26 protein-coding genes, 1 tRNA gene and 1 pseudogene are annotated in these 26,828 nt (G+C 59.7%); 8 read left to right on the top strand and 20 right to left on the bottom strand.

The genetic code is table 11. The features are described 5' to 3' along the window. Nucleotides 1–439, bottom strand: a pseudogene (locus NRB16_RS23425) (RNA-guided endonuclease TnpB family protein); the annotation flags it as partial. 1,143 nt (nt 440–1,582) lie between these two features. Here NRB16_RS23425 and NRB16_RS23420 point away from each other — a divergent pair. Next, nucleotides 1,583–1,819 (top strand): DNA-binding transcriptional regulator, encoded by a 237-nt coding sequence (locus NRB16_RS23420; protein ID WP_045483240.1) that lies wholly within the window; start codon nt 1,583–1,585, stop codon nt 1,817–1,819. A 114-nt stretch (nt 1,820–1,933) separates the two neighbouring features. Here the strand turns inward: NRB16_RS23420 and NRB16_RS23415 are convergent, their stop codons facing one another. From NRB16_RS23415 to NRB16_RS23400, 4 genes are all read right to left on the bottom strand, one after another. Next, complete coding sequence (locus tag NRB16_RS23415; protein WP_045483237.1) at nt 1,934–2,941, bottom strand: aldo/keto reductase; 1,008 nt, start codon at nt 2,939–2,941, stop codon at nt 1,934–1,936. Nucleotides 2,942–3,090: 149 nt separating this feature from the next. After that, the gene (locus NRB16_RS23410; RefSeq protein ID WP_257107043.1) at nt 3,091–4,089 is read right to left on the bottom strand and encodes an NADP-dependent oxidoreductase; all 999 of its coding nucleotides are present in this window, start codon (nt 4,087–4,089) and stop codon (nt 3,091–3,093) included. Nucleotides 4,090–4,308: 219 nt separating this feature from the next. Then, nucleotides 4,309–5,091, bottom strand: a complete 783-nt coding sequence (locus NRB16_RS23405) for an SDR family oxidoreductase (protein ID WP_257107042.1) — start codon at nt 5,089–5,091, stop codon at nt 4,309–4,311. Nucleotides 5,092–5,143: 52 nt separating this feature from the next. Continuing rightward, complete coding sequence (locus NRB16_RS23400; protein ID WP_045483228.1) at nt 5,144–6,244, bottom strand: alkene reductase; 1,101 nt, start codon at nt 6,242–6,244, stop codon at nt 5,144–5,146. A gap of 165 nt (nt 6,245–6,409) precedes the next feature. On the opposite strand from NRB16_RS23400, the gene NRB16_RS23395 reads away from it, so the two are divergent. Then, nucleotides 6,410–6,997 (top strand): TetR/AcrR family transcriptional regulator, encoded by a 588-nt coding sequence (locus tag NRB16_RS23395; RefSeq protein ID WP_045483225.1) that lies wholly within the window; start codon nt 6,410–6,412, stop codon nt 6,995–6,997. Nucleotides 6,998–7,472: 475 nt separating this feature from the next. Here the strand turns inward: NRB16_RS23395 and ychF are convergent, their stop codons facing one another. From ychF to NRB16_RS23355, 8 genes are all read right to left on the bottom strand, one after another. Next, a complete protein-coding gene (ychF, locus tag NRB16_RS23390; protein ID WP_045483222.1) occupies nt 7,473–8,573 on the bottom strand; it encodes a redox-regulated ATPase YchF in 1,101 nt (366 codons plus the stop codon). A 165-nt stretch (nt 8,574–8,738) separates the two neighbouring features. After that, complete coding sequence (gene pth / locus NRB16_RS23385) at nt 8,739–9,320, bottom strand: aminoacyl-tRNA hydrolase (protein ID WP_045483219.1); 582 nt, start codon at nt 9,318–9,320, stop codon at nt 8,739–8,741. A gap of 190 nt (nt 9,321–9,510) precedes the next feature. Continuing rightward, nucleotides 9,511–10,107 (bottom strand): 50S ribosomal protein L25/general stress protein Ctc, encoded by a 597-nt coding sequence (locus tag NRB16_RS23380; protein ID WP_045483216.1) that lies wholly within the window; start codon nt 10,105–10,107, stop codon nt 9,511–9,513. A 139-nt stretch (nt 10,108–10,246) separates the two neighbouring features. Beyond that, the gene (locus NRB16_RS23375; RefSeq protein WP_002552145.1) at nt 10,247–11,188 is read right to left on the bottom strand and encodes a ribose-phosphate pyrophosphokinase; all 942 of its coding nucleotides are present in this window, start codon (nt 11,186–11,188) and stop codon (nt 10,247–10,249) included. A gap of 45 nt (nt 11,189–11,233) precedes the next feature. Continuing rightward, a tRNA-Gln gene (locus NRB16_RS23370) sits at nt 11,234–11,308 on the bottom strand. A 39-nt stretch (nt 11,309–11,347) separates the two neighbouring features. Next, nucleotides 11,348–12,196, bottom strand: coding sequence for a 4-(cytidine 5'-diphospho)-2-C-methyl-D-erythritol kinase (gene ispE / locus NRB16_RS23365; RefSeq protein ID WP_045483214.1), 849 nt, complete (start codon nt 12,194–12,196; stop codon nt 11,348–11,350). A gap of 4 nt (nt 12,197–12,200) precedes the next feature. Then, nucleotides 12,201–12,818 carry a lipoprotein insertase outer membrane protein LolB gene (gene lolB / locus NRB16_RS23360; RefSeq protein ID WP_045483211.1) on the bottom strand — a complete coding sequence of 206 codons (618 nt, stop codon included), beginning with the start codon at nt 12,816–12,818 and terminating at the stop codon, nt 12,201–12,203. Between the two features lie 208 nt (nt 12,819–13,026). Next, nucleotides 13,027–14,754 carry a tetratricopeptide repeat protein gene (locus tag NRB16_RS23355; RefSeq protein WP_045483208.1) on the bottom strand — a complete coding sequence of 576 codons (1,728 nt, stop codon included), beginning with the start codon at nt 14,752–14,754 and terminating at the stop codon, nt 13,027–13,029. A 214-nt stretch (nt 14,755–14,968) separates the two neighbouring features. Here NRB16_RS23355 and hemA point away from each other — a divergent pair, with 214 nt between their 5' ends. The 6 genes from hemA (at nt 14,969) to NRB16_RS23325 (ending at nt 20,345) form a co-directional block, all read left to right on the top strand. Continuing rightward, nucleotides 14,969–16,246: a glutamyl-tRNA reductase gene (gene hemA / locus NRB16_RS23350; RefSeq protein WP_045483205.1), complete on the top strand. Its 1,278-nt coding sequence runs from the start codon at nt 14,969–14,971 to the stop codon at nt 16,244–16,246. Then, complete coding sequence (prfA, locus tag NRB16_RS23345; protein ID WP_045483203.1) at nt 16,243–17,325, top strand: peptide chain release factor 1; 1,083 nt, start codon at nt 16,243–16,245, stop codon at nt 17,323–17,325. The genes hemA and prfA overlap by 4 nt, the downstream gene beginning before the upstream one ends. Beyond that, a complete protein-coding gene (gene prmC, locus NRB16_RS23340) occupies nt 17,326–18,159 on the top strand; it encodes a peptide chain release factor N(5)-glutamine methyltransferase (RefSeq protein WP_253140580.1) in 834 nt (277 codons plus the stop codon). Next, the gene (locus NRB16_RS23335) at nt 18,153–18,899 is read left to right on the top strand and encodes a molybdopterin-synthase adenylyltransferase MoeB (protein ID WP_162484332.1); all 747 of its coding nucleotides are present in this window, start codon (nt 18,153–18,155) and stop codon (nt 18,897–18,899) included. Before prmC ends, NRB16_RS23335 begins: the two co-directional genes overlap by 7 nt. Next, nucleotides 18,896–19,711 (top strand): glutamate racemase, encoded by an 816-nt coding sequence (gene murI, locus NRB16_RS23330; RefSeq protein ID WP_253111723.1) that lies wholly within the window; start codon nt 18,896–18,898, stop codon nt 19,709–19,711. The genes NRB16_RS23335 and murI overlap by 4 nt, the downstream gene beginning before the upstream one ends. Nucleotides 19,712–19,826: 115 nt before the next feature. Beyond that, nucleotides 19,827–20,345 carry an acyloxyacyl hydrolase gene (locus NRB16_RS23325; RefSeq protein ID WP_257107041.1) on the top strand — a complete coding sequence of 173 codons (519 nt, stop codon included), beginning with the start codon at nt 19,827–19,829 and terminating at the stop codon, nt 20,343–20,345. A 66-nt stretch (nt 20,346–20,411) separates the two neighbouring features. On the opposite strand, the gene NRB16_RS23320 is transcribed toward NRB16_RS23325, so the two are convergent. From NRB16_RS23320 to phrB, 7 genes are read right to left on the bottom strand one after another with little or no spacing between them, the layout of a single operon-like run. Then, nucleotides 20,412–20,879, bottom strand: coding sequence for a DUF2878 domain-containing protein (locus tag NRB16_RS23320; RefSeq protein WP_253140579.1), 468 nt, complete (start codon nt 20,877–20,879; stop codon nt 20,412–20,414). Further along, a complete protein-coding gene (locus NRB16_RS23315) occupies nt 20,872–22,140 on the bottom strand; it encodes a cyclopropane-fatty-acyl-phospholipid synthase family protein (protein WP_253111725.1) in 1,269 nt (422 codons plus the stop codon). The genes NRB16_RS23320 and NRB16_RS23315 overlap by 8 nt, the downstream gene beginning before the upstream one ends. Beyond that, the gene (locus NRB16_RS23310) at nt 22,121–22,927 is read right to left on the bottom strand and encodes a DUF1365 domain-containing protein (RefSeq protein ID WP_253111726.1); all 807 of its coding nucleotides are present in this window, start codon (nt 22,925–22,927) and stop codon (nt 22,121–22,123) included. The genes NRB16_RS23315 and NRB16_RS23310 overlap by 20 nt, the downstream gene beginning before the upstream one ends. Continuing rightward, the gene (locus tag NRB16_RS23305; RefSeq protein ID WP_257107040.1) at nt 22,924–24,171 is read right to left on the bottom strand and encodes an NAD(P)/FAD-dependent oxidoreductase; all 1,248 of its coding nucleotides are present in this window, start codon (nt 24,169–24,171) and stop codon (nt 22,924–22,926) included. Before NRB16_RS23305 ends, NRB16_RS23310 begins: the two co-directional genes overlap by 4 nt. Then, nucleotides 24,168–24,959, bottom strand: a complete 792-nt coding sequence (locus tag NRB16_RS23300; protein WP_257107039.1) for an SDR family oxidoreductase — start codon at nt 24,957–24,959, stop codon at nt 24,168–24,170. The genes NRB16_RS23305 and NRB16_RS23300 overlap by 4 nt, the downstream gene beginning before the upstream one ends. Next, nucleotides 24,956–25,378, bottom strand: a complete 423-nt coding sequence (locus NRB16_RS23295) for a nuclear transport factor 2 family protein (RefSeq protein WP_045483176.1) — start codon at nt 25,376–25,378, stop codon at nt 24,956–24,958. The genes NRB16_RS23300 and NRB16_RS23295 overlap by 4 nt, the downstream gene beginning before the upstream one ends. Continuing rightward, nucleotides 25,378–26,817 (bottom strand): deoxyribodipyrimidine photo-lyase, encoded by a 1,440-nt coding sequence (gene phrB, locus NRB16_RS23290; protein WP_257107038.1) that lies wholly within the window; start codon nt 26,815–26,817, stop codon nt 25,378–25,380. The genes NRB16_RS23295 and phrB overlap by 1 nt, the downstream gene beginning before the upstream one ends. Between the last annotated feature and the right edge of the window lie 11 nt (nt 26,818–26,828).

Here is a 26,828-nt window from a genome sequence, read left to right as displayed (position 1 = left end):
CCTCGTTGAAGCTACCGGATCTGAATTTAAAGCCCGCCAGGCCGTAGCTGTCCCAGACCTTGAAGTGCTGTCTGTTGAAGACGACCTGGCCGTTTTTCCAGACAGCAGCGCCGGCCTTGAGGGGCACCCAGCCCAGGCTGCGCCGAGCGCCGCCCGAGCAGCGCCAGCGGAGCTGGTGCTTTTTGAACTGCTTGCGCCGTGTGACATATTCGTCGGCAACAGCCTGCACCGATTGGCTGTGCAGTCCCAGATCCTTGCCAGCCCCGTTGGTGTACTTGTGAATGTCGAACGCCGACAGAAAACGACCACGCTCACGAATCGAGCGACTGCTCAACTCGTTTACGTAGTTCCACACAAAATTCACGGCACGAGAAGCTTCACGCAACTGCGCTGCATGCTTATCTCGCACTCGAACCTTGAGGGTTTTGGTCGCTTTCATTTCAGTCATGAAATACAGAATGGGGGCGGTTTATTTGGATCTTAATCCCTATGACCGCTTCGCGGTGGCGCTTTTATCCCCCACCTGAAGGAAGGGGCTTTTCGCGCCAGCTTGGTAAATGAATCTTGCGACCCGATTTTCCAGAGCACTGGCAGCGGGGCCGGTCACTGTTTCTGCAAGCCTGATACAAGCTGGCGGCAATGCGCCCAGGCAGCGCCTTATCATAGGCTTCGCTATCAATCAGGTGATCGACTTCCTTGAGGATGGAAGGCCGGGCCACGGCGCCGCAGAGCTGCGCCAGCGCCTCGGAGGTCGTCAGGTACGCATGGTTGTCGAGATCCAGTGTGTGCTCCCGATTCAGGTGTGTTGATGCATCTGACGATAGCGATGCCCGGTCATGGCCGATAGCTCGTCCAGCAACTGATCATTGATCGGCCAGTTCCAGAACCCGAAGTAGACCGGGACATTGCATGCGTTCTAGTCGGCGCTCCCGATCCGGAATTCAATGCATAGCGGATTGAGTGGGGCCGGATAATCGCTTGGCTGGGCCTCAGCAATTTGTGAGCGGCTTTAGCCGCAAGGCTGTTCACTTAAGCACGTAGGCCCCCGGTGGGAGCAGCCGGCCGGCGCTCCGGTTGCTCACGAAGACGCCAGCACATTCGCAGCAGTTGCTGTGACTTTACCGGCCTCTTCGCTACCAGGGTAGCTCCCACTGCGGTCATCCAGTACCTTGGTGAACACTGTTGCAGCTAAAGCTGCTCCCGTATCTCAACCACAGTCCTGCCCTTGGTCTCCACATTCGCACCCGGTGCCTGAATCCGCGCTATCTCCACATCGCTCAGGCCAAGGCTGCGCAGTTCCTCACGCCATCGCAGCAAACGCTTCGGGGCTGTATGCCGGGCATTGGGGCCTTTGCCTCGCAGACACGCACGGCACATATCGTCAGGGAAGGGCCGGGCAACCCAGGTGCCGGGCCGTCGATACTCAAACAGCCCGCAATCGCAGCGGCACAGCCAGACCGTGGCCTTGCCGGAATGGCTGCGACGATACCAGGCAATGGCCGTCATCTTGCCGCGACGCTTGCCGGTGTGATCAATGGCGCTGGCGGGGCGGGGTGGAACTTGTCAATGGAGATGTCGAAGCGTGGATCTGCCTGAAAAAATGAAAGCCATCCGCGCCCGGGAGGGCCTGACGCAGGGTGAGTTTTGTGAGGTTGTTGGCATCAGTATCAGTAGCTGGAAAAAGTACGAAGCTGCGATCACTGAGATGGGGCTGCAGCCTTTCCTGAAAGTCGCCAATCATGAGCGGTTCAGGAAATATGCGTTGTGGCTTACCACGGGGGACGTGGCGCCTGAGTGTGGACAGGTGAGTCCTTTTTAATTTGGTGGCTCATCAATGCGCGACGCACTGCGTCGCGAATTGGATTGCCTTGAGCGTTCGGGATCGGCCAAAACACGGAGGCTTGGCCGGGCCTGCTGTTACTTTCCCATTACCTCAAGCAACGACCCTTGCGCGAGACCGGTCCGCCTCATACCCTGACAGCCTCAACGGCGCGCAAGGAACCACGCTGCTGACCGCATCGAGCTTGCAAATTTGTTCATGTGTGAGGTTCACAGACAATGCGCCCAGGTTGTCGGTAAGTTGCTGCTTGGAGCGCGGCCCGATGATTGGAATCGACCCGTGGGTGCCAGCCCATGCAATCGCAACCTGGCCAGCACTGACGCCGATTTCACCTGCAATCTCCAGAACTGTATCCAGGATCAAGCTGCGCTGAGGGGAGTTTTCAGCTTGAAATACTTTGCCACCGAAACCTTCGGCACGACCCTTTTCGCCTTGTCGATATTTACCGGTCAGCATGCCTCCGCCTAACGGTGACCACGTCACGATGCCAAGACCCAGAGCATATGAAGCCTGGAACAGATCAGCTTCGGGCTCACGGTGGACCAGGCTGTGCTCGAATTGAGCCGCTGCAATAGGCAACGCATGGGTGAGCTCGGCTAACGTGACGGCTCGGGAAAGTCGCCACGCCGGAAAGTTGGACAGGCCCGCGTACAGAATCTTCCCTGCGCGTGCCAAATCCTCGAAGCCTCTGACAATTTCTTCCACCGGAGTTACACCGTCTGGGTGATGGGCCCAGTAAATGTCGATCCGGTCTGTTTTAAGACGTCTCAGGCTCGCTTCTGCCGAGCTCACCAAAGCACGACGGCTGTTACCTGTCGCAAGCCTGTTAGGGCTGGCTGCCGCACCGTTGGTGAATTTCGTGGCTAGCACGAAGTCGTCGCGTCGCCCCTCAAGCAGCGTGGCGAGCAACTCCTCGGACTGGCCAAATTGATAGATATCTGCGGTGTCGATGAAGTTGCCACCGGCCTCTGCGTAAGCGTTGAAGATCGCGGCACTGGAGTCGGGATCTGCGCCATAGCCCCAGCCAGTACCGAAGTTGCCTGTGCCGAGTGCGAGTTCTGAGACACGCAGCCCTGTATTGCCGAACGTTTGGTAGTTCATAGTTATCTCCACATGGGATGTTGATGCACTTGAGTCCACGAACGCTGCGGCTGCCGCTGCCGGTAAAAAGCTTCATCTGGCATTCCCACGACTGAGCCCGATGTTTCGATGTTTCTACGGCCCATTTCTGGATCCTCGCCCACTCCGGGTTACGCAAGGTTAATCACGACTTTTCCCTTGACTCTTCCCTGTTCGACATACGTGAGTGCGTCAGCGATCGATGTAAATGGGTAGACTTTGTCGATAACCGGTTTGATGGCGCCCGATTCAACCAGCGACGTGATTTCTTTCAGTTGAGTGCCATTGGCGCGCATGAAAACGAATGAATATTTGACCCCGGCTGCGTGTGAAATTTTCCGGATCCTGAAACTAAGCAAGCGCAGGATCTGTTTGATCGGCCAGGACAAACCTTGTGCATCGCCAAACTCAGGGGTTGGTGGCCCGGAGATCGATACGAGCAGACCTCCCGGCTTGAGGCAATTCACCGACTTTTTGAGAACAACCGGATCCAGGCTGTTAACTACAACGTCATAGTCATTCAGGGCAGTCTCGAAATCCTGCTTTTTGTAGTCAATAACGATGTCAGCCCCGAGTGCTTTTACCCACTCAACATTCGGCGTGCTTGTCGTCGTGGCAACGAAAGCACCCAGATGCCTGGCAAGTTGAATGGCAACGCTGCCTACGCCTCCAGACCCTGCATGGATGAGCACCTTTTGGCCTTTCTTCAATTGGGCAGTTTCAACCAGCACTTGCCATGCCGTCAGCGCAACTAGAGGCAATGACGCCGCTTGCTCCATACTGATGTTGCGAGGTTTCAGAGCTAACGAGTCCTGGTCGACAGAAATAAGCTCGGCAAATGTCCCGATTCGATCTTGCGCAGGCCGTGCATAGACTTCGTCGCCAGGTTTGAACTGGCGAACACCAGGCCCAACACGAACCACAACGCCAGCCAAATCATTGCCCAATATCAGAGGGAATGTGTAGGGAAGAATCTGTTTGAATTCCCCTGATCTGATCTTGGCGTCCAGAGGATTTATGCTGGTGGCCTTTATTTGCACCAGAACGTCGTTGGCGCCTACTTTTGGCTCCGGTAACTCACCGATACTGCCACTGCGCTTGCCGTATTGCTTGATAAAAAAAGCCTTCATGATTATTCAACCCTTAGTGGCAGAAAGCGGCGCGCCGGCCAGTGGCACCAACGCGTCTTGAGGTGCTTGCTCAGGCGTCCAAGAGAGATTGTTGTTGGCTTCAGTGATCATTTGCGCAGCGTGTCCAATCGAGAGTCAGATTGGCAAGAGGGGACAATGCGCAGCAAACGCTCGGTCTTTAGAGCAACATATGAACGTTTGCTGCATGACAATCGCACCTCAGTTTTTGTAGCGTTCGGCGACTGCGGATTGGCGGATATCTGACAGTAAGCCTTGGCGGGCAGCCTGTAGGGCATCCCAACGAGCGCCTTCTTGCAGAGGTGGAATGGTCACCGGTTCGCGGCGATCAAAACCAACCAGTGCGGCATCGACCAGGTCTGCGACTTCCATTATTTCGCTGATGGTATTGATGTCGTAGCCTCCACGTTCCCAGATCTCTGTACGGGTCGCGGCTGGCAGTACGGCCTGGACGTACACACCTTTGGGTGAGAGTTCGAGGTTCAGCCCTTGCGAGAGAAACAGCACAAACGCCTTGGTCGCACCGTAGACCGCCATCCCATATTCCGGTGCCAGCCCGACGACCGAGCTAATGTTGATAATCGCACCACTACCGGCTTGCGCGAGCCGAGGGGCGATAGCGCTGGAGAGTCGGACCAGTGCGGTCGTGTTGAGGGCGACCAGGCTGGCAACGCTGTCGGTGGATTGATCAACGAAGCTGCCTGATTGGGCCGCTCCCGCGTTATTCACAAGAATCCCGATGCGAGCGTCTTCACGCAGACGCGCTTCTACGGTTGCCAGTTCGCTGGTTTGAGTCAGGTCAGCCTGAACCACGTCAACCACAACGCTGTATTTCTCACGCAGACGGGCCGACAGTGCGTCTAATCGGCTTTTGTCGCGGGCAACCAGTACCAGGTTGTGCCCGCGCTGGGCAAAGCGCTCGGCGTAAGTTGCGCCAATGCCTGTAGAGGCGCCAGTAATAAGTACGGTTTCAGAGATGCTCATAAATAGATGCTCTTGAATGGACGTCGGTTAACGATTCAGTGTTTGAGGTTGTTCAGTTGTGCGCATCGCGGGATTCTGCAAGCGTCGGGTAGTCGATGTAGCCGGCTGCACCTCCGCCATACAGAGTGGCAGGGTCGAATGCGGACAAAGCGGCATCAGTCTTGAGTCGCTCTACCAAATCCGGGTTGCCAATAAACGGACGTCCGAAGGCGATCAGATCGGCCTTGTCATCGTTGAGTCGGGAAGTCGCCAGGTTAATGTCATAGCCGTTGTTGGCGATGTAGGTATTTTTGAAGCGCTGGCGCAGGGAGCCAAAATCAAAGGGGGCGACGTCACGGGGGCCGCCAGTCGCACCTTCGACCACGTGCAGGTAAACCAGGCTTCGGGCGTTGAGTTGGTCAACGAGGTAGTCGAACTGAGCTTGCGGATCGCTGCTTGAAACGCCATTGGCAGGTGACACTGGAGAGATACGAATTCCGGTTCGTTCAGCACCGATCTCGCTGAGCACGGCATCAGTGACTTCGAGCAGCAGGCGTGCACGGTTTTCAACCGAGCCGCCGTAGGCGTCAGTCCGAACGTTGGCGCCATCTTTCAGGAACTGATCCAGCAAATAGCCGTTGGCGCCGTGGATCTCTACGCCGTCAAACCCCGCAGTGATGGCGTTTTTTGCCGCTTGGCGAAAGTCATTAACGATCCCGGGCAACTCTTCGATATCCAGGGCCCGAGGGACTGAGGCATCGGCGAAGCCGTTGTTGACGAAGACTTTCGTCGAGGCTTGAAGGGCAGAAGGCGCTACTGGCGCTGCACCGTTTTGCTGAAGATCAACATGAGAAACGCGCCCTACATGCCACAACTGCAGGAAAATGCGTCCTCCTTCGGCGTGAACTGCTTCGGTCACAGCGCGCCATCCCTCTATCTGCGCCGCTGTATAGATACCGGGCGTATCTTGATAGCCCTGTCCTTGCTGTGAGATCTGAGTGGCCTCAGCAATCAGCAGGCCTGCGGACGCTCGTTGCGCGTAGTAGGTTGCAGTGAGCTGCTGCGGCACAAAACCCGCCCCAGCGCGGTTTCGCGTCAGCGGCGCCATGACGAGTCTGTTGGAAAGCGTCAGTGAGCCAAGGGTGTAGGGCTCAAACAAGGTCTTGTCGTTCATATTGATTCCATACTCGTTGATCAAGGACCGCCATCTGCGCCCAGGAGGCAAAGATATGCTGCTGGCTTTTATGATGTCGATCGTAATCAAAAGTGTCAACTGTTTTGATTATGATCGACATCAGAGTATAGTGCGGCCTATGTTTGCCAGGCTCAGGAGTGCGCAATGAAGATCACCAAGACGCAATCACTCGCCAACCGGGCTCGCATTGTGGATACGGCTTCAGAGCTGTTTCGTGAGCGTGGATACGATGGGGTCGGTGTGACGGAGCTGATGGCCACTGCTGGCTTTACTCAGGGGGGCTTTTACAAGCACTTCGGTTCCAAGGCTGATCTGATGGCTGAAGCCGCTGAAAATAGCCTTTCGCAATCGCTTGACCGTACCCGCGACCTTGATGTTGCAGGTTTCGTAAACAGGTACGTTTCTCGGGGGCATCGAGACGGACGGGGTGAGGGCTGTACGATGGCAGCGCTGTGCGGTGACGCGGCTCGCCAATCAGAGCAATTGAAGGCGACCTTTGCCGTTGGCGTTGAAAAGATGCTGGCAGCGCTTGAGGAAAAATTTCAGGCAGGTCTGGATGCGCCGCAGCAGGACGCCAGGGCGAGAATGATCGACCTGCTGGCCCATGCAGTCGGTGCGGTCATCCTGTCTCGGGCGTGTCCGGATGACTCGGCTCTCGCGGATGAAATACTGGAAACTTGCCGTGCCGACATAATTGCATCTTTGCCAGCGAATAAACAAAGTGGCGTCTGAGCATTGCCCACGTCCTCGCTGATTCGCTTGAAGGTGCAGCCGCACGGGCAGTCGCTACTGGCCGGGTCGTGATGGATCTGGGTGTGGAAACTTTGTCGGCGCTGTTGAGTGCGGTGTCTGCATGCGCTGGGTCTAGGGGCTGTTGACGTTTCATCACAACCGCGCCGAGGTCTGTTTTGTCGGCCTGCATAGGCTTCAGTCTGTTGAAGTGTGTGTGACAAAACAGCCACGGCCCTGCGGGTTGCGCCCCAAATCGTGCCATGCGTCGTTGAAGGACTTGAAAAGGGAGCGACCATTTCCTGCGTCCTTCGCCTCGCCTGACACGATTTGGCGCTGCAACGCGGCCTGCGCTGAAACGTCAACAGCCCCTAGTGCAATAACACTTTGCGGCAAAAAAACAAAACCCCCGGTCGCCAACGCGAACCGGGGGTTTGGTCATTGCATCAAGCCGCGTGTCACTCCACGGGGCTGAACATCAAACGTTAAAGCGGAAGTGCAGCACGTCACCGTCTTTAACGATGTAATCCTTGCCTTCCAGGCGCCATTTGCCAGCCTCTTTAGCCCCAGCCTCACCCTTGAACTGAATGAAGTCGGCATACGCCACGCACTCGGCGCGAATGAAGCCTTTCTCGAAGTCGGTGTGAATCACACCGGCCGCCTGCGGCGCAGTAGCGCCGACCCGCACGGTCCAGGCACGTACTTCTTCCACGCCGGCGGTGAAGTAGGTCTGCAGGTTCAGCAGCTCGTAACCGGCACGGATGACGCGGTTCAGGCCAGGTTCTTCCAGGCCCAGGGCTTCGAGGAATTCGTCCTTCTCTTCGCCTTCGTCCAGCTCGGCGATTTCGGCTTCGATCTTGTTGCACACCGGCACCACTACCGCGCCTTCTTCCTCGGCGATGGCTTTGACGACGTCGAGAAACGGGTTGTTCTCGAAGCCGTCTTCAGCGACGTTGGCGATGTACATGACCGGCTTGCTGGTCAGCAGGTGGAAGCCACGGATCACGGCTTTCTCGTCGCTGCTCATGTTCTTCATCAGGCTGCGCGCTGGCTTGCCTTCGGTGAAGTGGGCGATGAGTTGTTCCAGCAGGGCCTTCTGGGCCACGGCGTCTTTGTCGCCGCCTTTGGCGTTGCGGGCAACTTTCTGGACCTGCTTCTCGCAGCTGTCGAGGTCAGCGAAGATCAGTTCCAGGTCGATGATTTCGATGTCACGCTTGGGGTCGACGCTGTTGGCAACGTGAATCACGTTCTCGTCTTCGAAGCAGCGCACCACATGGGCGATGGCGTCGGTTTCACGGATGTTGGCCAGGAACTTGTTGCCCAGGCCTTCGCCTTTCGAGGCACCGGCTACCAGACCTGCGATGTCGACGAATTCCATGGTGGTCGGCAGGATGCGCTTGGGGTTGACGATGGCTGCCAGGGCCGCCAGGCGCGCGTCGGGCATTGGTACGATGCCGCTGTTCGGCTCGATGGTGCAGAAGGGAAAGTTCTCTGCCGCGATGCCCGACTTGGTCAGGGCGTTGAACAGGGTGGACTTGCCGACGTTAGGCAGGCCGACGATGCCGCAATTGAATCCCATGGTGTTCCCCTCAGTTATTTGGGGGAGGCTCTAAAAACTACCTGCGTTGTCATCGCTGCGTTAAAACAGGCTCACAATGCTCATTGACCGTCAGTCAACTGCGCTTGTTCGCCTGTTTTTGCCTTGCGCTGACTGCCTCGCCTACGTTTTTAGAGGCTCCCCCTGTCAGGCCTTTTGGCTGTGCAGGGTACGCATCGCACGGCTCCAGTCGCCGGCAAGGATATCCGGCAGCACGCCGAGGGCAAAGTCGATACTGGCGTCGAGCTTTTCCTGTTCGGCGCGTGGCGCGCGACCCAGGACAAACCCTGACACCTTGCTGGCATCCCCTGGGTGGCCAATGCCGAGCCGCAGGCGATGAAATGTGTTCTGGTTGGCCATTTGCGCAATGATGTCGCGCAGGCCGTTGTGGCCGCCATGACCGCCGCCCGTCTTGAGTTTGGCGACGCCCGGCGGCAAGTCGAGTTCGTCGTGGGCCACCAGGATCTCGTCGATACCGATACGGTAGAAGCCGGCGAGTGCCGCCACGGCCTGGCCGCTGCGGTTCATGTAGGTGGTGGGAATCAACAGACGAACGTCCTGACCCTGATGCGTGAAGCGTCCGGTCAGGCCAAAGAATTTGCGCTCGGCGACGAGATTGACCCGCTGCGCCTGAGCAATACGCTCGACGAAAAAAGCCCCTGCGTTATGCCGGGTCTGTTCGTATTCGGCGCCTGGATTTCCCAGGCCAACGATCAGTTTTACGGTCACTGCAGGGGCTTCCTTCTTACAGCTGTGGATAACATCGCCGCTCTAAGGCGGCTGTGGACAAAACGGGCTCATTTACCGGTGTAAACGCTGTTTTATCACGATGCTATCTGAACAACTGCGCGTTACCGGGTAACGGGTAGCTCTTAAAACTGGCTGCTTCGCCGACGTTTTTAGAGGCACCCTAATGAAATTACTCGGCAGCAGGTTCTTCTTCAGCAGCTACACGTGGCGCGTGGACGTTGGCGATAGCCAGGTCGGTGCCGTGTGCCAGTGCTACGAACTCAACGCCTTTAGGTGCTTTGAGGTCGGACAGGTGGATAGTGGTGCCGATTTCGGCGTTACCCAGGTCAACTTCGATGAACTCAGGCAGGTCTTTCGGCAGAACGCTCACTTCCAGCTCAGTGGTAGTGTGCGAGATTTCGCCGCCTTTCTTGATCGGAGCTTCTTCGTTGATGAAGTGAACCGGTACTTTAGCGGTCAGTTTTTGACCAGCTACAACGCGAACGAAGTCAGCGTGCAGTACGTGACCCTTGGCTGGGTGACGTTGCAGGGCCTTGATGACCACGTCTTGTTTCTGGCCGCCAACGTTCAGGGCGATAACGTGAGCGTAGGACGCTTCGTTTTCCAGCAGTTTGGCCAGTTCTTTAGCCAGGATGCTGATCGACTCAGGGGCTTTGTCGCCACCGTAGACAACAGCTGGAACCAGGCTGGCGATACGACGCAGGCGGCGGCTCGCACCTTTCCCCAGGTCGGAACGCGCTTCAGCATTCAGATTGAAATCAGTCATTTTGGATCTCCAAAGTAGCCAATCATCCTGACGTTTGCGACCAGCGTCAGGCGATATGGGCAAAAAAGCCCCGCCTTGGCCAGATGACCAGGGCGGGGCGCTTTTCGTCGACGAGATGCACGCTGAAAGCTGTTGGCTCTTAGCGGAACATCGCGCTGATCGATTCTTCATTGCTGATGCGGCGAACCGCTTCAGCTACCACCGGCGCGATATCCAGTTGACGGATACGGCTGCAGGCTTGTGCTGCGGCAGACAACGGGATGGTGTTGGTCACCACCAGTTCGTCGAGCACGGAATTTTCAATGTTTTCGATGGCCCGACCCGACAGCACAGGGTGTGTGCAGTAGGCGAATACCTTGGCCGCGCCGTGCTCTTTCAGAGCTTTGGCTGCATGGCACAGGGTACCGGCAGTATCGACCATGTCGTCGACGAGGATGCAGGTGCGTCCTTCAACGTCGCCAATGATATGCATCACTTCAGAGTGATTGGCTTTCTCACGGCGTTTGTCGATGATGCCGAGATCGACACCCAGCGACTTGGCAACAGCACGTGCACGCACGACGCCGCCGATGTCCGGGGAAACGATCATCAGGTTTTCGAAGCGCTGGTCTTCGATATCGTCCACCAGAACTGGCGAACCGTAGATGTTATCTACCGGAATATCGAAGAAGCCCTGGATCTGGTCAGCATGCAGGTCAACGGTCAGAACGCGGTCGATACCCACAACGGTGAGCATGTCGGCGACGACCTTGGCACTGATTGCCACACGTGCGGAACGCGGACGGCGATCCTGGCGGGCATAACCAAAGTAGGGAATAACAGCAGTGATTCGCGATGCTGAGGAGCGGCGGAAGGCATCAGCCATCACGACGAGTTCCATCAGGTTATCGTTGGTCGGAGCGCAAGTCGGCTGAATAATGAAAACGTCTTTACCGCGAACGTTTTCATTGATCTCAGTGCTGATCTCGCCGTCGGAGAATTTACCGACAGAGACGTCACCGAGAGGGATATGCAGCTGACGTACAACACGCCGAGCCAGATCGGGGTTGGCATTCCCCGTAAAGACCATCATCTTGGACACGCGCAGTACCTGGAGGCTGTGAGTAACCTGGATGAGATAGGAAAATGGCAGGGGCGGCTGGATTCGAACCAACGCATGGCAGGATCAAAACCTGCTGCCTTACCGCTTGGCGACGCCCCTGTAGTGGTGGTGCTCTCGAGTGCCTGGCACTCTGTTCCTCTAAAGACCCTGTAGCTTGCGGTGCAACATCGAAACGTTGCTGCCTTTGGCTACAAATCCTGTAAGGGGATCTGAAAGAAGGGCCGAGACTTTATCAGCTTCAGCTTTGTTTGGGAAGGCCCCAAACACGCAACCTCCAGTTCCAGTCAGTTTGGCTTCGGTGTATTTACCTAGCCATTTCAAGGCGTTATGTACTTCTGGATAACGTCTTTCAACCACTGCCTGACAGTCATTTCGACCGTTTCCCTCGGGAACGGGGCGCACTTTAATGGGCTTGGAATCACGTGTCAACAATGGATCGGAAAATATTTCTACTGTACTTACAGAGACTTGTGGCACAACCACCAGATACCAAGGCTCGTCGGGTTCCACGGGGGTGAGGATTTCACCCACGCCTTCGGCAAATGCCGCGTGACCACGGACGAACACCGGCACGTCGGCGCCCAGGCTCAGGCCCAGTTTTGCCAGCGCGTCATGGTCCAGGCCCAGTTGCCAGAGGTGGTTCAAGGCGAGCAGGGTGGTGGCGGCGTCGGAGCTGCCGCCGCCGATGCCGCCGCCCATGGGCAAGCGCTTCTCCAGCCAGATGTCGATGCCCAGCGGGCAACCGGACTGCGCTTGCAGGGCGCGGGCGGCGCGCACGATCAGATTGCTGTCGTGAGGCACGCCGGGAATTTCGGTGTTGAGGATGATCTGGCCGTCATCGCGCAGCGCATAACCCAGCTCGTCACCGTAGTCGACGAACTGAAACAGGGTCTGCAACTGGTGGTAGCCGTCGGCGCGGCGGCCGAGAATGTGCAGCATCAGGTTGAGCTTGGCCGGGGCGGGCAGCCACAGTGGTGCGTCAGTCATTGGTTTACTGCCCCAGCTTGCGTGGTTGCCAGTCTTTGATTACCAGGGTCACGTCCAGATCCTGGCCGTGCAGCTTGACCCGCTCGGGCAGCCAGAAGCCGTTCTGCTCGATGTAGCTGAGGTACTCGACCTGCCAGCCGTCTTGTTCGAGGCTGGCCAGTCGGCTGTCGTCATCCAGGGTCAGACGGCTCTTGGTCTCCGGTGCTGGCAGGCCGCGCACCCACCAGACCAGATGCGAGACTGGCAGTTTCCAGCCCAGTTGCTCCTCCAGCAGGCCTTCCGGGGTGGTCGCTTCGAAGCGCCCCTGGTTGGCAACTTCCAGGGCTACGCTGCCAGGGCGGCCGGTCAGACGAGCCGCGCCGCGACCCAGCGGGCCGGACAGGCGGATATCGTAGTAATCCTGGCGTTGCAGCCAGAACAGCGTGCCGCTGCCCGAATCTTTAGGCGCGCGAATGCCGACCTTGCCGTTGATCTGCCAGCCATCGAGGGTGCTGAGCTGTTGTTTATGCAATCCCCACTGCTGGGAGTTGCCTTTGCCTTGCAGGGCTTCGCGCGAGCCAATACCGGCGCAGCCGGCGAGCAGGGCGATGAAACTAAATACGATGAGATTGCGTAAAAACATAGTCATCTCTGGGTTATGAGATTGATCTGGAGCGACTGGCCGGCGTTCGGTTCCAACCGTGATGTAGCTTGATTCGACGGTAGGAACTCGTCTATCCCCCGGGTGCGGCCCTGTCGCGAAGCAACCACGGGGCCTCGTAGGAGCAGCTTTAGCTGCGAAGCCTTTCGCGGCTAAAGCCGCTCCTACGAGGTTCACCTCAGCCTTGGGTTCAGAGTTTTTCGGAGCCGGTCAGGCGTTGCACGGTGCTGCGCAAAACCGGGCTGTCGGGTTGCTCTTCAAAGGCTTTGGCCCAAACCTGGCGCGCCTCGCGCTCTTTGCCCCGCGCCCAAAGCACTTCGCCCAGGTGGGCGGCGACTTCATGGTCGGGGAAGCGCTCCAGTGCCAGGCGCAGCAGGCGCTCGGCTTCTTCGAGGTTGCCGAGGCGGAAGTTCACCCAGCCGAGGCTGTCGAGCACGGCCGGGTCATCAGGGTTGATGATGTGGGCTTTTTCGATCAGAGCCTTGGCTTCTTCATAGCGGGTAGTGCGATCGGCCAGGGTGTAGCCCAGCGCATTGAGCGCCATGGCGTTTTCCGGGTCGCGCTTGAGGATGGCCCGCAGGTCGGTTTCAAGCTGCGCCAGATTGTCGCGTTTTTCCGCGAGCATGGCCCGGGTATACAGCAGGTTCATGTCGTCCGGGAACTGTTTCAGTGCGCTGTTGAGCACCTGCCAGCCACGCTCGGGATGATTGTTGGCGGTCTGGGTCTCGGCCTCGATCAGGTACAGCTGGATGGCGTAGTCCGGCTGGTTGTCGCGCGCTTCTTTCAGGCGCCGCGAGGCCTCGGCAGCGTTGCCATTGCTGATCAGGATATCGGCCTGGCGCAACTGCGCCGGCAGAAACTCCTGGCTCGGCCCTACTTGCGCATATTCATCCAGGGCACTTTGCGGGTCGTCACGCTCTTCAAAGATACGCCCCAGGTTCAGGTGCGCGGTGTCGACATGGGCGTCGCGGGCGACCAGTTCTTCGAGATAACCGGCGGCTTCGTCCCAGGCCTTGGCTTCCAGGCACACCAGTGCCAGCGACAGGCGCAGGTCATCGTCGTCAGGGTATTGCTGCAACAGGTTGGCGAACTGCGCTTTGGCGTCGGTCATGCGGTCCTGTTCGACCAGCATGCGCGCGTAGGTCAGGCGCAGGCGCTTCTCGTCGGGGTATTTCTTGAGGCTTTTTTCCAGGATCGACAAGCCTTCCTTGCCGCGCCCCAGGCTTTGCAGCAGGCGGGTACGCAACAGGATCGGGGCAATCTCGCCGTCTTTGGGCGGGTTGTCTTCAAGCAGCTTGAGCGACTGTTCAGAGTCGCCGTTCTGCTGCAGCAGCAGGGCCTTGCCGAACACCAGTTGGCCATTGTTGGGGTATTTGGCCAGCAGCCGGTCGAAGCTCTTGATCAGTGCATTGCGAGTGTCGGAGTCGGTTTCGGCGGCCGCCAGCGCAAGGAAATCAAAATGCGTGTCGCCCTGCCCCTGCAGAACCCGCTCCATATAACGCATCGAGTCGTCGTAACGACCGGCGCGGGCCAGCTGAATGGCGGCTGCGCGTTGCGACTCGAGATTTTCCGGGTTATTGCGCGCCCAGATCAGTGCGGTGTCCAGCGCCGCGTCATCGGCACCGACGTATTCTGCGATACGAAAGGCGCGTTCGGAGACGGCCGGATCCTGGGTGGTCGCCGCCTGAGACACGTAGTTGTCCAGGGCAATATCGAAGCGATTGCGTTGCCCAGCCAGTTCGGCCACCAGCAGGCTGTACATCGTCTCCTGGGTGAACGAGCCGTACACCACCGGCTTTTCAGCCGGTGCCGGGGTCGGTTCTTTCTGGGCCTGCGCCGAAGGTGTGTCGACCGGAGCCAAAGACTGACATCCGCCGAGCATGACGAGGGCGAGGAACAACGCGGGGGATTTATTCATATATAAGAGAGGCGGCTTACCTGCGGTTTGGACCATCATGACACAAGGCTGTCGGCAAAACCCACAGCGGCTTTAAAAAACCGGAGCCCCCGCCGGTGCCGGTATTTCAGGGGCAATTGGCCGGATTTCTAGTGGGACAATAATCTACGGTGGTTGTTCTAATCCTGGCTAAGTAGGACAATTGCTGGCTTCACGTCACCACCAGCGACCCTGAATGGCCTTCCTTGCACTTGGTATCAACCATAAGACTGCCTCAGTAGACGTGCGCGAGCGCGTGGCATTTACGCCTGAGCAGTTGGTTGAGGCCCTGCAACAGCTCTGCCGCCTGACTGACAGCAGCGAAGCAGCAATCCTGTCGACCTGCAACCGCAGCGAGTTGTACATCGCCCATGAACACCTGAGCGCCGACGCCGTGCTGGGCTGGCTGGCCAGTTACCACCAGCTTAGCCTCGAAGAGTTACAGGCGAGTGCTTATGTGCATCAGGATGATTCCGCCGTACGGCATATGATGCGCGTCGCCTCCGGGCTCGACTCGCTGGTGCTGGGCGAGCCGCAGATTCTCGGCCAGATGAAATCCGCCTATGCCGTGGCCCGTGAGGCCGGTACGGTGGGGCCGCTGCTCGGCCGGCTGTTTCAGGCCACCTTCAGCGCCGCCAAGCAGGTGCGTACTGACACGGCCATTGGTGAAAACCCGGTGTCAGTGGCCTTTGCTGCGGTCAGCCTGGCCAAGCAGATCTTCAGTGACCTGCAACGCAGCCAGGCGTTGCTGATCGGCGCCGGCGAGACCATCACCCTGGTTGCTCGCCACCTGCGCGATCTGGGCGTCAAACGTATCGTGGTCGCCAACCGGACCCTGGAGCGCGCCAGCATTCTGGCCGCCGAGTTCGGCGCCCATGCGGTGCTGCTTTCGGATATCCCGGCCGAGCTGGTCAACAGCGATATCGTCATCAGTTCCACCGCCAGTCAGTTGCCGATTCTGGGCAAGGGCGCGGTTGAAAGTGCACTGAAGCTGCGCAAGCACAAGCCGATCTTCATGGTCGATATCGCCGTGCCGCGGGATATCGAGGCTCAGGTCGGTGAGCTGGACGACGTCTACCTGTATACCGTCGACGACCTGCACGAAGTGGTCGCGGAAAACCTCAAGTCACGCCAGGGCGCCGCGCTGGCCGCCGAAGCGCTGGTCGAGGTCGGTGCCGAAGAGTTCATGTCACGGCTGCGCGAACTGGCGGCGGTCGATGTGCTCAAGGCCTATCGTCAGCAGAGCGAACGCCTGCGCGATGAAGAACTGAGCAAGGCCCAGCGCCTGCTGGCCAATGGCGGTAATGCCGAGGAAATCCTTGTGCAACTGGCCCGTGGCCTGACCAACAAGCTGCTGCATGCGCCAAGTGTGCAGCTCAAGAAGCTGTCTGCCGAAGGCCGCCTCGATGCGCTGGCCATGGCCCAGGAACTATTCGCCCTCGGTGAGGGCTCGACGGATAAATCCCCGCAATGAAAGCTTCACTGCTCAATAAGCTGGACGTGCTCAACGACCGGTTCGAGGAACTGACCGCGCTGCTCGGCGACGCGGAAGTCATCAGCGACCAGACCAAATTCCGTGCCTATTCGCGTGAATACGCCGAAGTGGAGCCGGTCATCGAGACCTATAAGCAGCGTCTGAAGGTGCTGGCTGATCTTGACGGCGCCCAGGCGCTGCTCAAGGACAGCGACCCGGACATGCGTGAAATGGCCGTCGAAGAGGTGCGCGAAGGCAAGCTGCAATTGCAGGCGCTCGAAGAGCAACTGCAACGCATGTTGCTGCCCAAAGACCCTAACGACGGGCGTAACGTGTTTCTGGAAATTCGCGCCGGCACCGGCGGTGACGAGGCGGCGATTTTTTCCGGCGACCTGTTCCGGATGTATTCGCGTTACGCCGAGCGGCGTGGCTGGCGGGTCGAGGTTTTGTCCGAGAACGAAGGCGAGCACGGCGGCTACAAAGAAATCATTGCCCGCGTCGAGGGCGACAGTGTCTATGGCAAGCTCAAGTTCGAGTCCGGTGCGCACCGTGTCCAGCGCGTGCCGGAAACCGAATCCCAGGGTCGCATCCACACCTCGGCCTGCACCGTGGCAGTGCTCGCCGAGCCTGATGAACAGCAGGCCATCGAGATCAACCCGGCAGAATTGCGCGTCGACACCTACCGTGCCTCGGGGGCCGGTGGTCAGCACGTCAACAAGACCGATTCGGCGATCCGCATCACCCACTTGCCTACCGGTATCGTGGTCGAGTGCCAGGAAGAGCGTTCGCAACACAAGAACCGCGCCCGGGCAATGTCGTGGTTGTCTGCCAAACTCAACGACATGCAAAGCAGTGCGGCGGCCAACGCCATTGCCACCGAGCGCAAGCTGCTGGTCGGCTCAGGCGACCGTTCCGAGCGCATTCGCACCTACAACTATCCGCAAGGCCGGGTGACCGACCATCGGATCAATCTCACCTTGTATTCGCTGGATGAAGTTTTGGCCGGTGGAGTCGATGCAGTGATAGAACCATTGCTTGCCGAATACCAGGCAGACCAACTCGCGGCACTGGGTGAATAAATGACCATCATCGCCAGCCTGTTAAGAAGTGCTGAACTTCCCGATTCTCCGACGGCGCGTCTGGACGCCGAGTTGCTGCTGGCAGCGGCACTGGGCAAACCGCGCAGCTTTCTGCACACCTGGCCAGAGCGGATCGTCAGCAGCGAGGCGGCCCAGGCGTTCTCGGGTTACCTGGAGCGCCGCCGCAGCGGTGAGCCGGTGGCCTATATCCTGGGCCAGCAAGGCTTCTGGAAGCTGGATCTGGAGGTGGCGCCGCATACGCTGATTCCGCGTCCTGAAACCGAGATGCTGGTGGAGGCCGCTCTGGAGCAGGTCCCGCCCTTCGCGTCGGCCAGTGTGCTCGATCTGGGCACTGGCAGCGGGGCGATCGCCCTGGCGCTGGCCAATGAAAAGCGCAACTGGCGGGTTACCGCTGTCGACCGAGTACCGGAAGCGGTGGCGCTGGCCGAGCGCAATCGCCAGCGCCTGCACCTGGACAATGCCAAGGTCCTGCAGAGTCATTGGTTCGAGGCGCTGGGTGATGAGCGTTTCGATTTGATCATCAGCAATCCGCCTTATATCGCCGATACCGATCCGCACCTGAGCCAGGGCGACGTGCGCTTTGAACCCAGCAGCGCGCTGACCTCCGGTGGCGATGGCCTGGATGACATCCGGGTGATCATTGCCCAGGCCGTGGAGCATCTGAACCCCGCTGGCTGGTTGATGCTTGAACACGGCTATGACCAGGGCGCTGCGGTGCGCGAGTTGCTGGTCGAGCATGGCTATCAGCGCGTACAGACCCGCCGCGATCTGGGTGATCACGAGCGCATCAGCTTCGGATGCCTGCCGTGCTGAGTGACCAAGAGCTGCTGCGTTACAGCCGGCAGATTCTCCTGCAACACGTGGATATCGACGGCCAGTTGCGCCTGAAGGCCAGCCGTGTACTGATCGTCGGCCTGGGCGGGCTGGGCTCGCCGGTGGCGCTGTATCTGGCGGCGGCAGGGGTCGGCGAGTTGCATCTGGCGGACTTCGACAGCGTCGACCTGACCAATCTGCAACGCCAGGTCATTCACGATAGCCACAGTGTCGGGGTGCTCAAGGTTGACTCGGCAATGACCCGGCTGGCGGCGATCAATCCGCTGGTCACGCTGGTGCCGCATCGTCAGGCACTGGATGCCGATTCGCTGGCGGCCGTAATCGCCGGGGTCGATCTGGTACTCGATTGCTGCGACAACTTCTCCACCCGCGAGGCGGTCAATGCCGCCTGTGTCGCCGCCGGCAAACCGCTGGTCAGCGGGGCGGCGATTCGTCAGGAAGGGCAGCTTTCGGTATTTGACCCACGCCGTGCCGAGAGTCCGTGTTACCACTGCCTGTACGGCCACGGCAGCGATACCGAACTGACCTGCAGCGAAGCCGGGGTCATCGGCCCGCTGGTGGGGCTGGTCGGCAGCCTGCAAGCCCTTGAGGCGCTGAAACTATTGGCCGGCTTTGGCGAGCCGATGGTCGGCCGGTTGTTGTTGATCGACGCGCTGGGCACGCGCTTTCGCGAGCTGAAAGTGCGCCGTGATCCGGCTTGTGCCGTGTGTGGTTCATGACTGAGGTGCAGATGAGCCATGCTCGCCAAGCGCCGGTGGCGGTGTTCGACTCCGGGGTTGGCGGCCTGTCGGTGCTGGCCGAGATCCGCCGCCTGTTGCCGGCCGAGTCGTTGTATTACCTTGCCGATGCCGGGCATGTGCCCTACGGCGAGAAAAGCCCCGAGTTCATTGTCCAGCGCTGCATGAGCATCGCCGGTTTTTTCCATGCCCAGGGCGCCAAGGCGCTGGTGCTGGCGTGTAACACGGCCACTGCCGCCGCTGCTGCGCAACTGCGTGAGCGCTACCCGGACTGGCCGCTGGTGGCCATGGAGCCTGCCGTCAAACCGGCGGCCGCCGCGACCCGCAGTGGCGTGGTGGGGGTGCTGGCGACCACCGGTACGTTGCAGAGTGCTCGATTCGCCGCCTTGCTCGACCGTTTTGCCGGGGATGTGCGGGTCGTGACCCAGCCGTGCCCCGGACTGGTGGAACTGATCGAAACCGGCGAGCTGCATGGCCCGGCCATTACCCGGCTGCTGCAGCGCTATGTCGAGCCGCTGCTGGCACAAGGTTGTGACACCCTGATTCTGGGCTGTACCCACTATCCGTTTCTTAAACCGCTGCTGCGCCAGATGCTGCCAGCGCACATCAGCCTGATCGACACCGGGGCTGCGGTTGCCCGCCAGTTGCAGCGCCTGCTGGAGCAACGTGAGCTGACGGCGCAGGGGCCGGCTCGGCCAACCCAGTTCTGGACCAGTGGCGATTCGGACAACTTCAGAAAAATCTTACCTACCCTATGGAAAAGCGCCGACAGTGTGCAAAGCTTCAACTTGTAAAAAAAATGTGAAATTCTGTTGGCGCGACTGAACTAATGTTTGGTTACAGATTTCTATCTACAGGTCTGCAAGCTTCAAAAAACTATAACGGCGTGATTATTCAGGGATGTTTCTGATGAAACGACTTTTTAGCGTGGCTGTGTTTGCAGCTGCCATGATGGGGCAGGTTTGCGTAGCACAGGCTGATGGTACGGAGTTCTCCGTGGGTTATACCGGTGAGTCGACCATGACCTATCGGTTGGGCGTGCAGTTCGATTGGGACAAGAGCTGGCTGCAAAGCGATGTCGGCCGCCTGACCGGTTACTGGGATGCGGCCTATACGTTCTGGGACGGTGACAAATACAAGGACAACCACTCGCTGTCGTTCTCGCCAGTGTTTGTGTATGAATTCGCCGGCAACAGCGTCAAGCCTTACATTGAGGCCGGTATTGGTATTGCGGGCTTCTCCAATACCCAGATCGAAGGTAACAAGCTGGGCAGTTCGTTCAACTTTGAAGACCGCATCGGCTTCGGCCTGCGGTTTGCCGGTGGTCATGAAGTGGGCATCCGCGCCACTCATTACTCCAACGCCGGCCTCAAACAGCCGAACGACGGGATTGAAAGCTACGCGCTGCATTACAAGCTGCCGTTCTGATACCGCCCGCTGCCCGCTCCTACGGGGTTTACACGCAACCCGGTAACGGTCGGGCAGCGAACCGCTTCAACCGCGAACACGCCGCGCCAGCCCATGTAACAACGGCAACACTACCGCCCAGATTGCGGCCAGCAGCAACAGACTCGGCCACAGCCCCAGCGGCAACCCCACCCCCGCCAGTTGCGCCCCGGCGTAATACGACAGTGGCCCGCTTACTGCACCCAGCAAACTCCCCAGCCACCACGGCTTTGCTGTCCAGGCCAGGCAGTGGTTCAAGGTCGTGCCCAGTAGTGCCCAGAGCAGCATCAGCCACAGCGGTATCCATTGGCTGCCCGTACTGAAATCGAACACCCCAAGCCAGGTCAGGGCGCTGTCGAGCAAGGTGCCGAACAGCATCACGCTGAGCAGCAGGCGTATTTGCCCGTGACGCAGGATGTGCACGCCCAGAATCAGCGCCGCCAGCCACAACCAGTCCAGCACACAGGCGAACCAACCCGCCTGGAACAGCAGGGCGTTGATGAGCTTGTCACGCATCAAGTTTGCCGAGCAGTGGCGAGCGTTGTGCCTGTGGCTTGGCCAGCAGCAGTTGTGCGGTGCCGATGGTTCGTTCGATGAAGCCGCCCTCGCAGTAGCACAGGTAGAACTCCCATAGGCGCAGGAAGTAATCGTCGTAGCCGAGTTCTTTCAACTGTGTGTGGGCCTGGCGGAAGTTGTCGTGCCACAGGCGCAGGGTTCGGGCGTAGTGCAGACCGAAATCCTCCATGTGCAGCAGATTCATGTCGGTGTCGCTGCCGACGATTTCCAGCATCTTGTGTACCGAAGGCAGCGCGCCGCCGGGGAATATATAGCGCTGGATAAAGTCCACATTGCGCCGTGCCTGCTCGTAGCGTTGTTCGCGGATGGTAATCGCCTGCAGCAGCATCAGCCCGTCGGGCTTGAGCAGGCTGGCGCATTGCTTGAAATAGGTAGGCAAAAAGCGGTGGCCCACGGCTTCGATCATCTCGATGGACACCAGCTTGTCGTACTCGCCGCTCAGGTCGCGGTAGTCCTCCAGCAGCAGGGTCACCCGATCTTGCAGGCCCAGCGTGACCAGCCGTTGGGCGGTGTAGGCGAACTGTTCTTTGGACAGGGTGGTGGTGGTCACCCGGCAGCCGTAGTGCTGCGCGGCATAAATCGCCATGCTGCCCCAGCCGGTGCCGATCTCCAGCAGATGGTCTTCGGGTTTGAGGTCAAGCTTCTGGCAGATGCGCTCCAGCTTGTTGAGCTGCGCCTGTTCCAGAGTGTCGTCGGCGCTGCGAAACTGCGCCGCCGAGTACATCATGGTCGGGTCGAGAAACTGTTCGAACAGGCGATTGCCCAGGTCGTAATGCGCCTCGATGTTTTTCCGCGAGCCCTGGCGGGTATTGCGGTTGAGCCAGTGCAGGCCATGCAGCAGTGGTCGGGTCAGGCGCGCAAGCCCACCTTCCATGGCGTCCAGCACATCGAGATTGCTGACGAAGATGCGTACCACGGCGGTAAGGTCCGGGGTGGTCCAATAGCCGTGGATAAACGCCTCGGCGGCACCAATCGAGCCATTGCTGGCGACCATGCCCCAGAGCGCGCTGTCGAGCACCTGAATCTCGCCTTGCAGCAACGCGCCGGCGCGGCCGAATACCTGACGCTCATTGCCTTCGACGATCACCAGTTGGCCTTGACGCAAGTTACCCAACTGGCGCAGTACGCCCTTACGCAACAAACCTGCGGTCAGGCCATAGGTGGTCCGTGACGCGGAAAAACTACTGCTGAGGCTTTTCATGAGGTCTTTCCTTGGGAGGCGTTGTGGCCGTGCGGTATTCGCCTTCGGCAGGTTGATGGTCGACAATCGGGATCCGTTTGAGCAGCAGGCGCAGGGCTTGCCAGTAGATGGCCAGGCAGGTTTTGGCGGTCATCCATGGAAAGGCCAGCAGGTAGCGGTGCAAGGTGCTGCGGCTGAGCGCCTGGCGTTGCAGGGTCAAGGTTGCATCAAAGACCTTCTGCTCGCCTTGCCAGTCCGCCATATGTACGCCCAGGCGTTCGGCGGCCGGGCTGAATTTCATGCGGTATTCCAGATCGCGGGGCATGAACGGCGAGACATGAAAGGCCTTGGCCACGGCAAAGTGTTGATGCCCTGTACCTTGAGCCGGCAGTACATAGTGATAACGCTCACGCCAGGGCGTATTGCTGACTTCACAGAGAATCGCTTGCAAGGCGCCGTTGCGGTCATGGCAATAGAAGAAACTCACCGGGTTGAACGCCAGACCCCAACTGCGCGCCTGGGTCAGCAGGCAGATGCGCCCGTCGGGCACTTTGCCCAGCGCCTCTGCGACGCGCTCGCGTACCGCATCGATCAGCGGTACGCCGCGGCCGGTCCAGGCCTTGAGGTAATCGGTTTCGCGGAACGAGAACGGCATGAAGCGCTGCCTGCCGGCCAGTGGGGAAAGGCCGAGTACCGCGTCCTGCTCGTCGAGGTCCAGGTACAGCAGCCCGATCCGGTAGCGAAACTGATGCCCGCGCGGCACGAAGCGCCGGTGGGCGATCCAGCCGCTGTACAGGGCGCTGTTCACAACGTTTCCCCAAAGGCTTCGGCCACCCGCAGCGCGCTGCTGACGCCGTCCTCATGAAACCCGTTGGCCCAGTAGGCGCCGCAATACCAGCTGTGGTTGGCACCTTTGAGTTCGGCCCAGCGTGCTTGCGCTGCTACGGCGGCCAGGCTGTATTGCGGGTGGGCGTAGCGGTAGCGGCCGAGGATCTTCGCCGGGTCGATGGCGCTCGTCTGATTGAGGCTGACGCAGAACGTGGTGTCGCTGTGCAGCCCTTGCAGGATGTTCATGTTGTAGGTGACCGCAGCCATCTGCTGCGGGTCGCCGCCGAGCCGGTAGTTCCAGCTGGCCCAGGCCAGGCGGCGGTCGGGCAGCAGGCGGGTGTCGGTGTGCAGCACCACGTCGTTCTCGGCATAGGGCAGGGCGCCAAGGATCTGCTGTTCGGCCGCGGTCGGTGCGGCCAGCATTTGCAGCGCCTGGTCGCTATGACAGGCAAACACCACCTGATCGAACCGCTCGCTGCCGGCGCTGCTGTGCAGCGTCACCCCGCCATCATCGCGCTCGACGCGCTGGACCGGGCAGTCCAGGCGGATACGCTCACGAAAACGGGCGGTCAGGGGCTCGATGTAGCTGCGCGAGCCGCCTTGGATGACTTGCCATTGCGGACGGTCTGTCACCGATAACAAACCGTGGTTCTTGAAGAAACGCACAAAGAACTGCAACGGAAAGCCGAGCATCTCGTTGAGCGACATCGACCAGATCGCCGAGCCCATGGGCACGATGTAGTGCTCGATAAAGCGCGTGCCATAGCCCTTGGCGCGCAGGTACTCGCCCAGCGTGGTGTCGGCGGCGATCCGATGTTGCTCCAGGTCGGCAATGGCCTGGCGATTGAACCGCAGAATGTCGCGCAGCATGCCCCAGAACGCCGGCGACAGCAGGTTGCTGCGCTGGGCGAACAGGCTGTTGAGGTTATTACCGTTGTATTCGGTGGCGGTTTTCGGGTCATGCACCGAAAAGCTCATTTCTGCCGGTTGATAAGCGACGCCCAACTGGCCGAGCAGGCGGATGAAGTTCGGGTAAGTCCAGTCGTTGAACACAATGAAGCCGGTATCGATGGCGTAATCACGGCCGCCGACCTGCACATCCACCGTGTGAGTGTGCCCGCCGATCCAGCTGGAGGCTTCGAAGACCGTCACCTCATGGCGGCGGTCAAGCAACCAGGCGCAGGTCAGGCCGGAAATACCAGAGCCGATCACGGCAATTTTCATTGAATGTCCTTATTCTCAGACGAAGAGGGCGAAGCGGCTGGCCGGGCCATGCGTTTGCCCAGCATCAGACGCAGGCGGGCCGGCAGCAACCCGAGCAGCCGCAGGCTGAAGATAAACAGCCACGGAAAGGCGATTTCCAGTGGGCGGCGGGGCCGTTGCAGGCGCTGGGCAATGTGCCGTGCGGCTTTTTCGACCGACCAGCGCATCGGCATCGGGAAGTCATTACGGGCAGTCAGTGGCGTGTCGACAAAACCTGGGCTGACCACGGTGACGTCAATCTGCTCATGGGCCAGGTCGACGCGCAGCGATTCGAGCAGGTAGCGCAGGCCGGCCTTGGACGCGCCATAAGCTTCGGCCCTTGGCAGGGCCAGAAAGGTTACCGCGCTGGCGACACCGACCAGATGCGGCCGCTGGCCCTGACGTAACAGCGGCAGCGCCTCCTGAATACACAGGCTGGTGGCGATCAGGTTGGTGTGGATCACCCGTTCCACCAGACGGGCGTCGAAGCTGGACGTCTCGAGGTATTCACAGGTGCCGGCGTTGAGGATGGCGCTGTCCAGCGCGCCCCAGTGCTGCTGGATACGCTCACCCATCGCCTTTACCTGGGCGGCATCGGTAAGGTCACCGGGCACCAGCAGCGTCTGGCCGGGAAAGCGCCGCGCCAATGCCTCCAGCGGCTCGACGTTGCGCGCGGTCAAGGCCAACTGGTGGCCGTCTTGCAGCAGTTGCACCGCCAACGCATGACCGATGCCGCTGCTGGCACCGGTCAACCAGACACGCCGCTTCATGCCAGCCTCCGCTTCAACCAGCCAATCACCCCGCCCAGCACTGGCAGGTGTTCATAAAGCAGGGCGCCGGCGTCGAAGTAATCGCGGTGGCGATACACCTTGTCGTGCCACAGCAGATGCGAGCAGCCTTCGACCTGCAGCAGCTTGCCGCCTTCCAGGCGCGGATGCCGGTAATGCATGGTCCACAGCAGATAACCGGCGCCGGGGCGCACTTCATCGAAGCCATGAAAGTCAAAGCTCAGCTCGCTGACATTGGCGTACAACTGGTCGAAATACTCGCGCATCTGTCCCAGCCCCTGCAGGTTGTGCAACGGGTCGCTGAAGCACACGTCCTCGCTGTACAACTGGCCAAGGCGGTCGAGGTTGTCTTTGTTCAGCGCCGCAAAGCCGTGGGCGAACTGCTGGAGGAAATCGCTCATCAATGCTCCTGGCTGACCTGCCGGTGAGGAAGATTCTTGAATGCCTCCAGGGCGCGGGTGCGGCTGGCGCTCAGGTCGACAATCGGTTGTGGGTAGCCTTGCATGCCAAACAGGCCGCCTGCCGCCGAGGGGTTATGCACCTCTTTTTTGTTCAGCCCGGCCAGCTCCGGCAACCACTGTTTGATAAAGCGGCCCTCGGGGTCGAATTTCTCTGACTGCGACAGCGGGTTGAAAATACGGAAGTACGGCGCCGAATCAGTGCCGGTGGACGAACTCCACTGCCAGCCGCCGTTATTGGCGGCCAGATCGCCGTCGATCAGATGACGCATGAAAAACCGCTCGCCCTCGCGCCAGTCGATCAGCAGGTTCTTGGTCAGGAACATTGCCACGACCATGCGCAGGCGATTGTGCATCCAGCCGGTTTCCAGCAATTGGCGCATCGCCGCATCAATGATAGGTATCCCGGTGCGGCCCTGCTGCCAGGCTTCAAGATCCCTGGGCGCGTTGCGCCAGCGCAGGGCTTCGGTTTCCAGGCGGAAGGCGCGGTGCCTGGACACCCGCGGGTAACCCACCAGGGTGTGCTTGTAGAACTCGCGCCACAGCAATTCGTTGATCCAGGTGACGCTGCCTTCGTTACCGCTCTCGAACTCACCCTGGTTGCTGTTAAGCGCGGCATGCAGGCACTGGCGGGGGGAAATTACCCCGGCGGCAAGATACGCCGAGAGCTGACTGGTGCCAGGCTTGGCCGGAAAGTCGCGCTCGCTCAGATAGTAGTGAATTTGCTCGTCACTGAACTGGTCAAGCCGCCGCCGGGCTTCGGCCTCGCCGGCCGGCCATAGCTCGCGCAGTGCCTGCGAGGGGGTGTCGAAGCCCTTGACCTGGTCCGGCACTGCATCGCTGCTGATCTGCAACGGCGGCTGCGCCTTGTGCAGGCGCTGCGGCTGGGGGATCGAGGTGTGCAGGCGTGCGTAACACACCTTGCGGAACTGGCTATAGACCTGAAAATACTGCCCGCTTTTGGTCAGAACGCTGCCCGGCGGGAACAGCAACTGGTCCAGGTGGCTGTGCCAGCCGATATCGGCTTTTTCCAGCGCCTGGCGCACCGCCTGGTCGCGGCTGCTCTCATTGACGCCATATTCCTCGTTGGCGTGCACGGCCTCGATCTTGAGTTCTTCGCACAACTTGAGCAGCACCTGCGGCGCCTTGTCCCAGGTATCGGCCTGGCGAATCAGCAGCGGTACATTCAACTTGCCCAAGGCTTTTTCCAGCTCGACCAGGTTGCGTAGCCAGAAATCCACTTTGCAGCCGGCATCGTCATGGCGCTGCCATTGGGCAGGGCTGAGCAGGAACAGCGCCACGGTCGGGCCTTTAGCCATCGCGGCGTTCAGGGCAGTGTTGTCATGTACGCGCAAGTCGCTGCGCAGCCAGAGCAGTTGCATGAAAAGTCCTC

This window comes from Pseudomonas sp. LJDD11 (assembly GCF_024584215.1).
In the GTDB taxonomy this organism is placed as follows: domain Bacteria; phylum Pseudomonadota; class Gammaproteobacteria; order Pseudomonadales; family Pseudomonadaceae; genus Aquipseudomonas.
This window is presented reverse-complemented; position numbering and strand designations above follow the sequence as displayed.

Excerpts from the sequence above, each read along its gene's own strand:
- NRB16_RS23415 (WP_045483237.1), bottom strand. The coding sequence starts at position 2,941 with ATGAACTACCAAACGTTCGGCAATACAGGGCTGCGTGTCTCAGAACTC.
- NRB16_RS23410 (WP_257107043.1), bottom strand. The coding sequence starts at position 4,089 with ATGAAGGCTTTTTTTATCAAGCAATACGGCAAGCGCAGTGGCAGTATC.
- NRB16_RS23405 (WP_257107042.1), bottom strand. The coding sequence starts at position 5,091 with ATGAGCATCTCTGAAACCGTACTTATTACTGGCGCCTCTACAGGCATT.
- NRB16_RS23400 (WP_045483228.1), bottom strand. The coding sequence starts at position 6,244 with ATGAACGACAAGACCTTGTTTGAGCCCTACACCCTTGGCTCACTGACG.
- NRB16_RS23395 (WP_045483225.1), top strand. The coding sequence starts at position 6,410 with ATGAAGATCACCAAGACGCAATCACTCGCCAACCGGGCTCGCATTGTG.
- ychF (WP_045483222.1), bottom strand. The coding sequence starts at position 8,573 with ATGGGATTCAATTGCGGCATCGTCGGCCTGCCTAACGTCGGCAAGTCC.
- NRB16_RS23380 (WP_045483216.1), bottom strand. The coding sequence starts at position 10,107 with ATGACTGATTTCAATCTGAATGCTGAAGCGCGTTCCGACCTGGGGAAA.
- ispE (WP_045483214.1), bottom strand. The coding sequence starts at position 12,196 with ATGACTGACGCACCACTGTGGCTGCCCGCCCCGGCCAAGCTCAACCTG.
- lolB (WP_045483211.1), bottom strand. The coding sequence starts at position 12,818 with ATGTTTTTACGCAATCTCATCGTATTTAGTTTCATCGCCCTGCTCGCC.
- NRB16_RS23355 (WP_045483208.1), bottom strand. The coding sequence starts at position 14,754 with ATGAATAAATCCCCCGCGTTGTTCCTCGCCCTCGTCATGCTCGGCGGA.
- hemA (WP_045483205.1), top strand. The coding sequence starts at position 14,969 with ATGGCCTTCCTTGCACTTGGTATCAACCATAAGACTGCCTCAGTAGAC.
- prfA (WP_045483203.1), top strand. The coding sequence starts at position 16,243 with ATGAAAGCTTCACTGCTCAATAAGCTGGACGTGCTCAACGACCGGTTC.
- prmC (WP_253140580.1), top strand. The coding sequence starts at position 17,326 with ATGACCATCATCGCCAGCCTGTTAAGAAGTGCTGAACTTCCCGATTCT.
- murI (WP_253111723.1), top strand. The coding sequence starts at position 18,896 with ATGACTGAGGTGCAGATGAGCCATGCTCGCCAAGCGCCGGTGGCGGTG.
- NRB16_RS23325 (WP_257107041.1), top strand. The coding sequence starts at position 19,827 with ATGAAACGACTTTTTAGCGTGGCTGTGTTTGCAGCTGCCATGATGGGG.
- NRB16_RS23320 (WP_253140579.1), bottom strand. The coding sequence starts at position 20,879 with ATGCGTGACAAGCTCATCAACGCCCTGCTGTTCCAGGCGGGTTGGTTC.
- NRB16_RS23315 (WP_253111725.1), bottom strand. The coding sequence starts at position 22,140 with ATGAAAAGCCTCAGCAGTAGTTTTTCCGCGTCACGGACCACCTATGGC.
- NRB16_RS23305 (WP_257107040.1), bottom strand. The coding sequence starts at position 24,171 with ATGAAAATTGCCGTGATCGGCTCTGGTATTTCCGGCCTGACCTGCGCC.
- NRB16_RS23300 (WP_257107039.1), bottom strand. The coding sequence starts at position 24,959 with ATGAAGCGGCGTGTCTGGTTGACCGGTGCCAGCAGCGGCATCGGTCAT.
- NRB16_RS23295 (WP_045483176.1), bottom strand. The coding sequence starts at position 25,378 with ATGAGCGATTTCCTCCAGCAGTTCGCCCACGGCTTTGCGGCGCTGAAC.
- phrB (WP_257107038.1), bottom strand. The coding sequence starts at position 26,817 with ATGCAACTGCTCTGGCTGCGCAGCGACTTGCGCGTACATGACAACACT.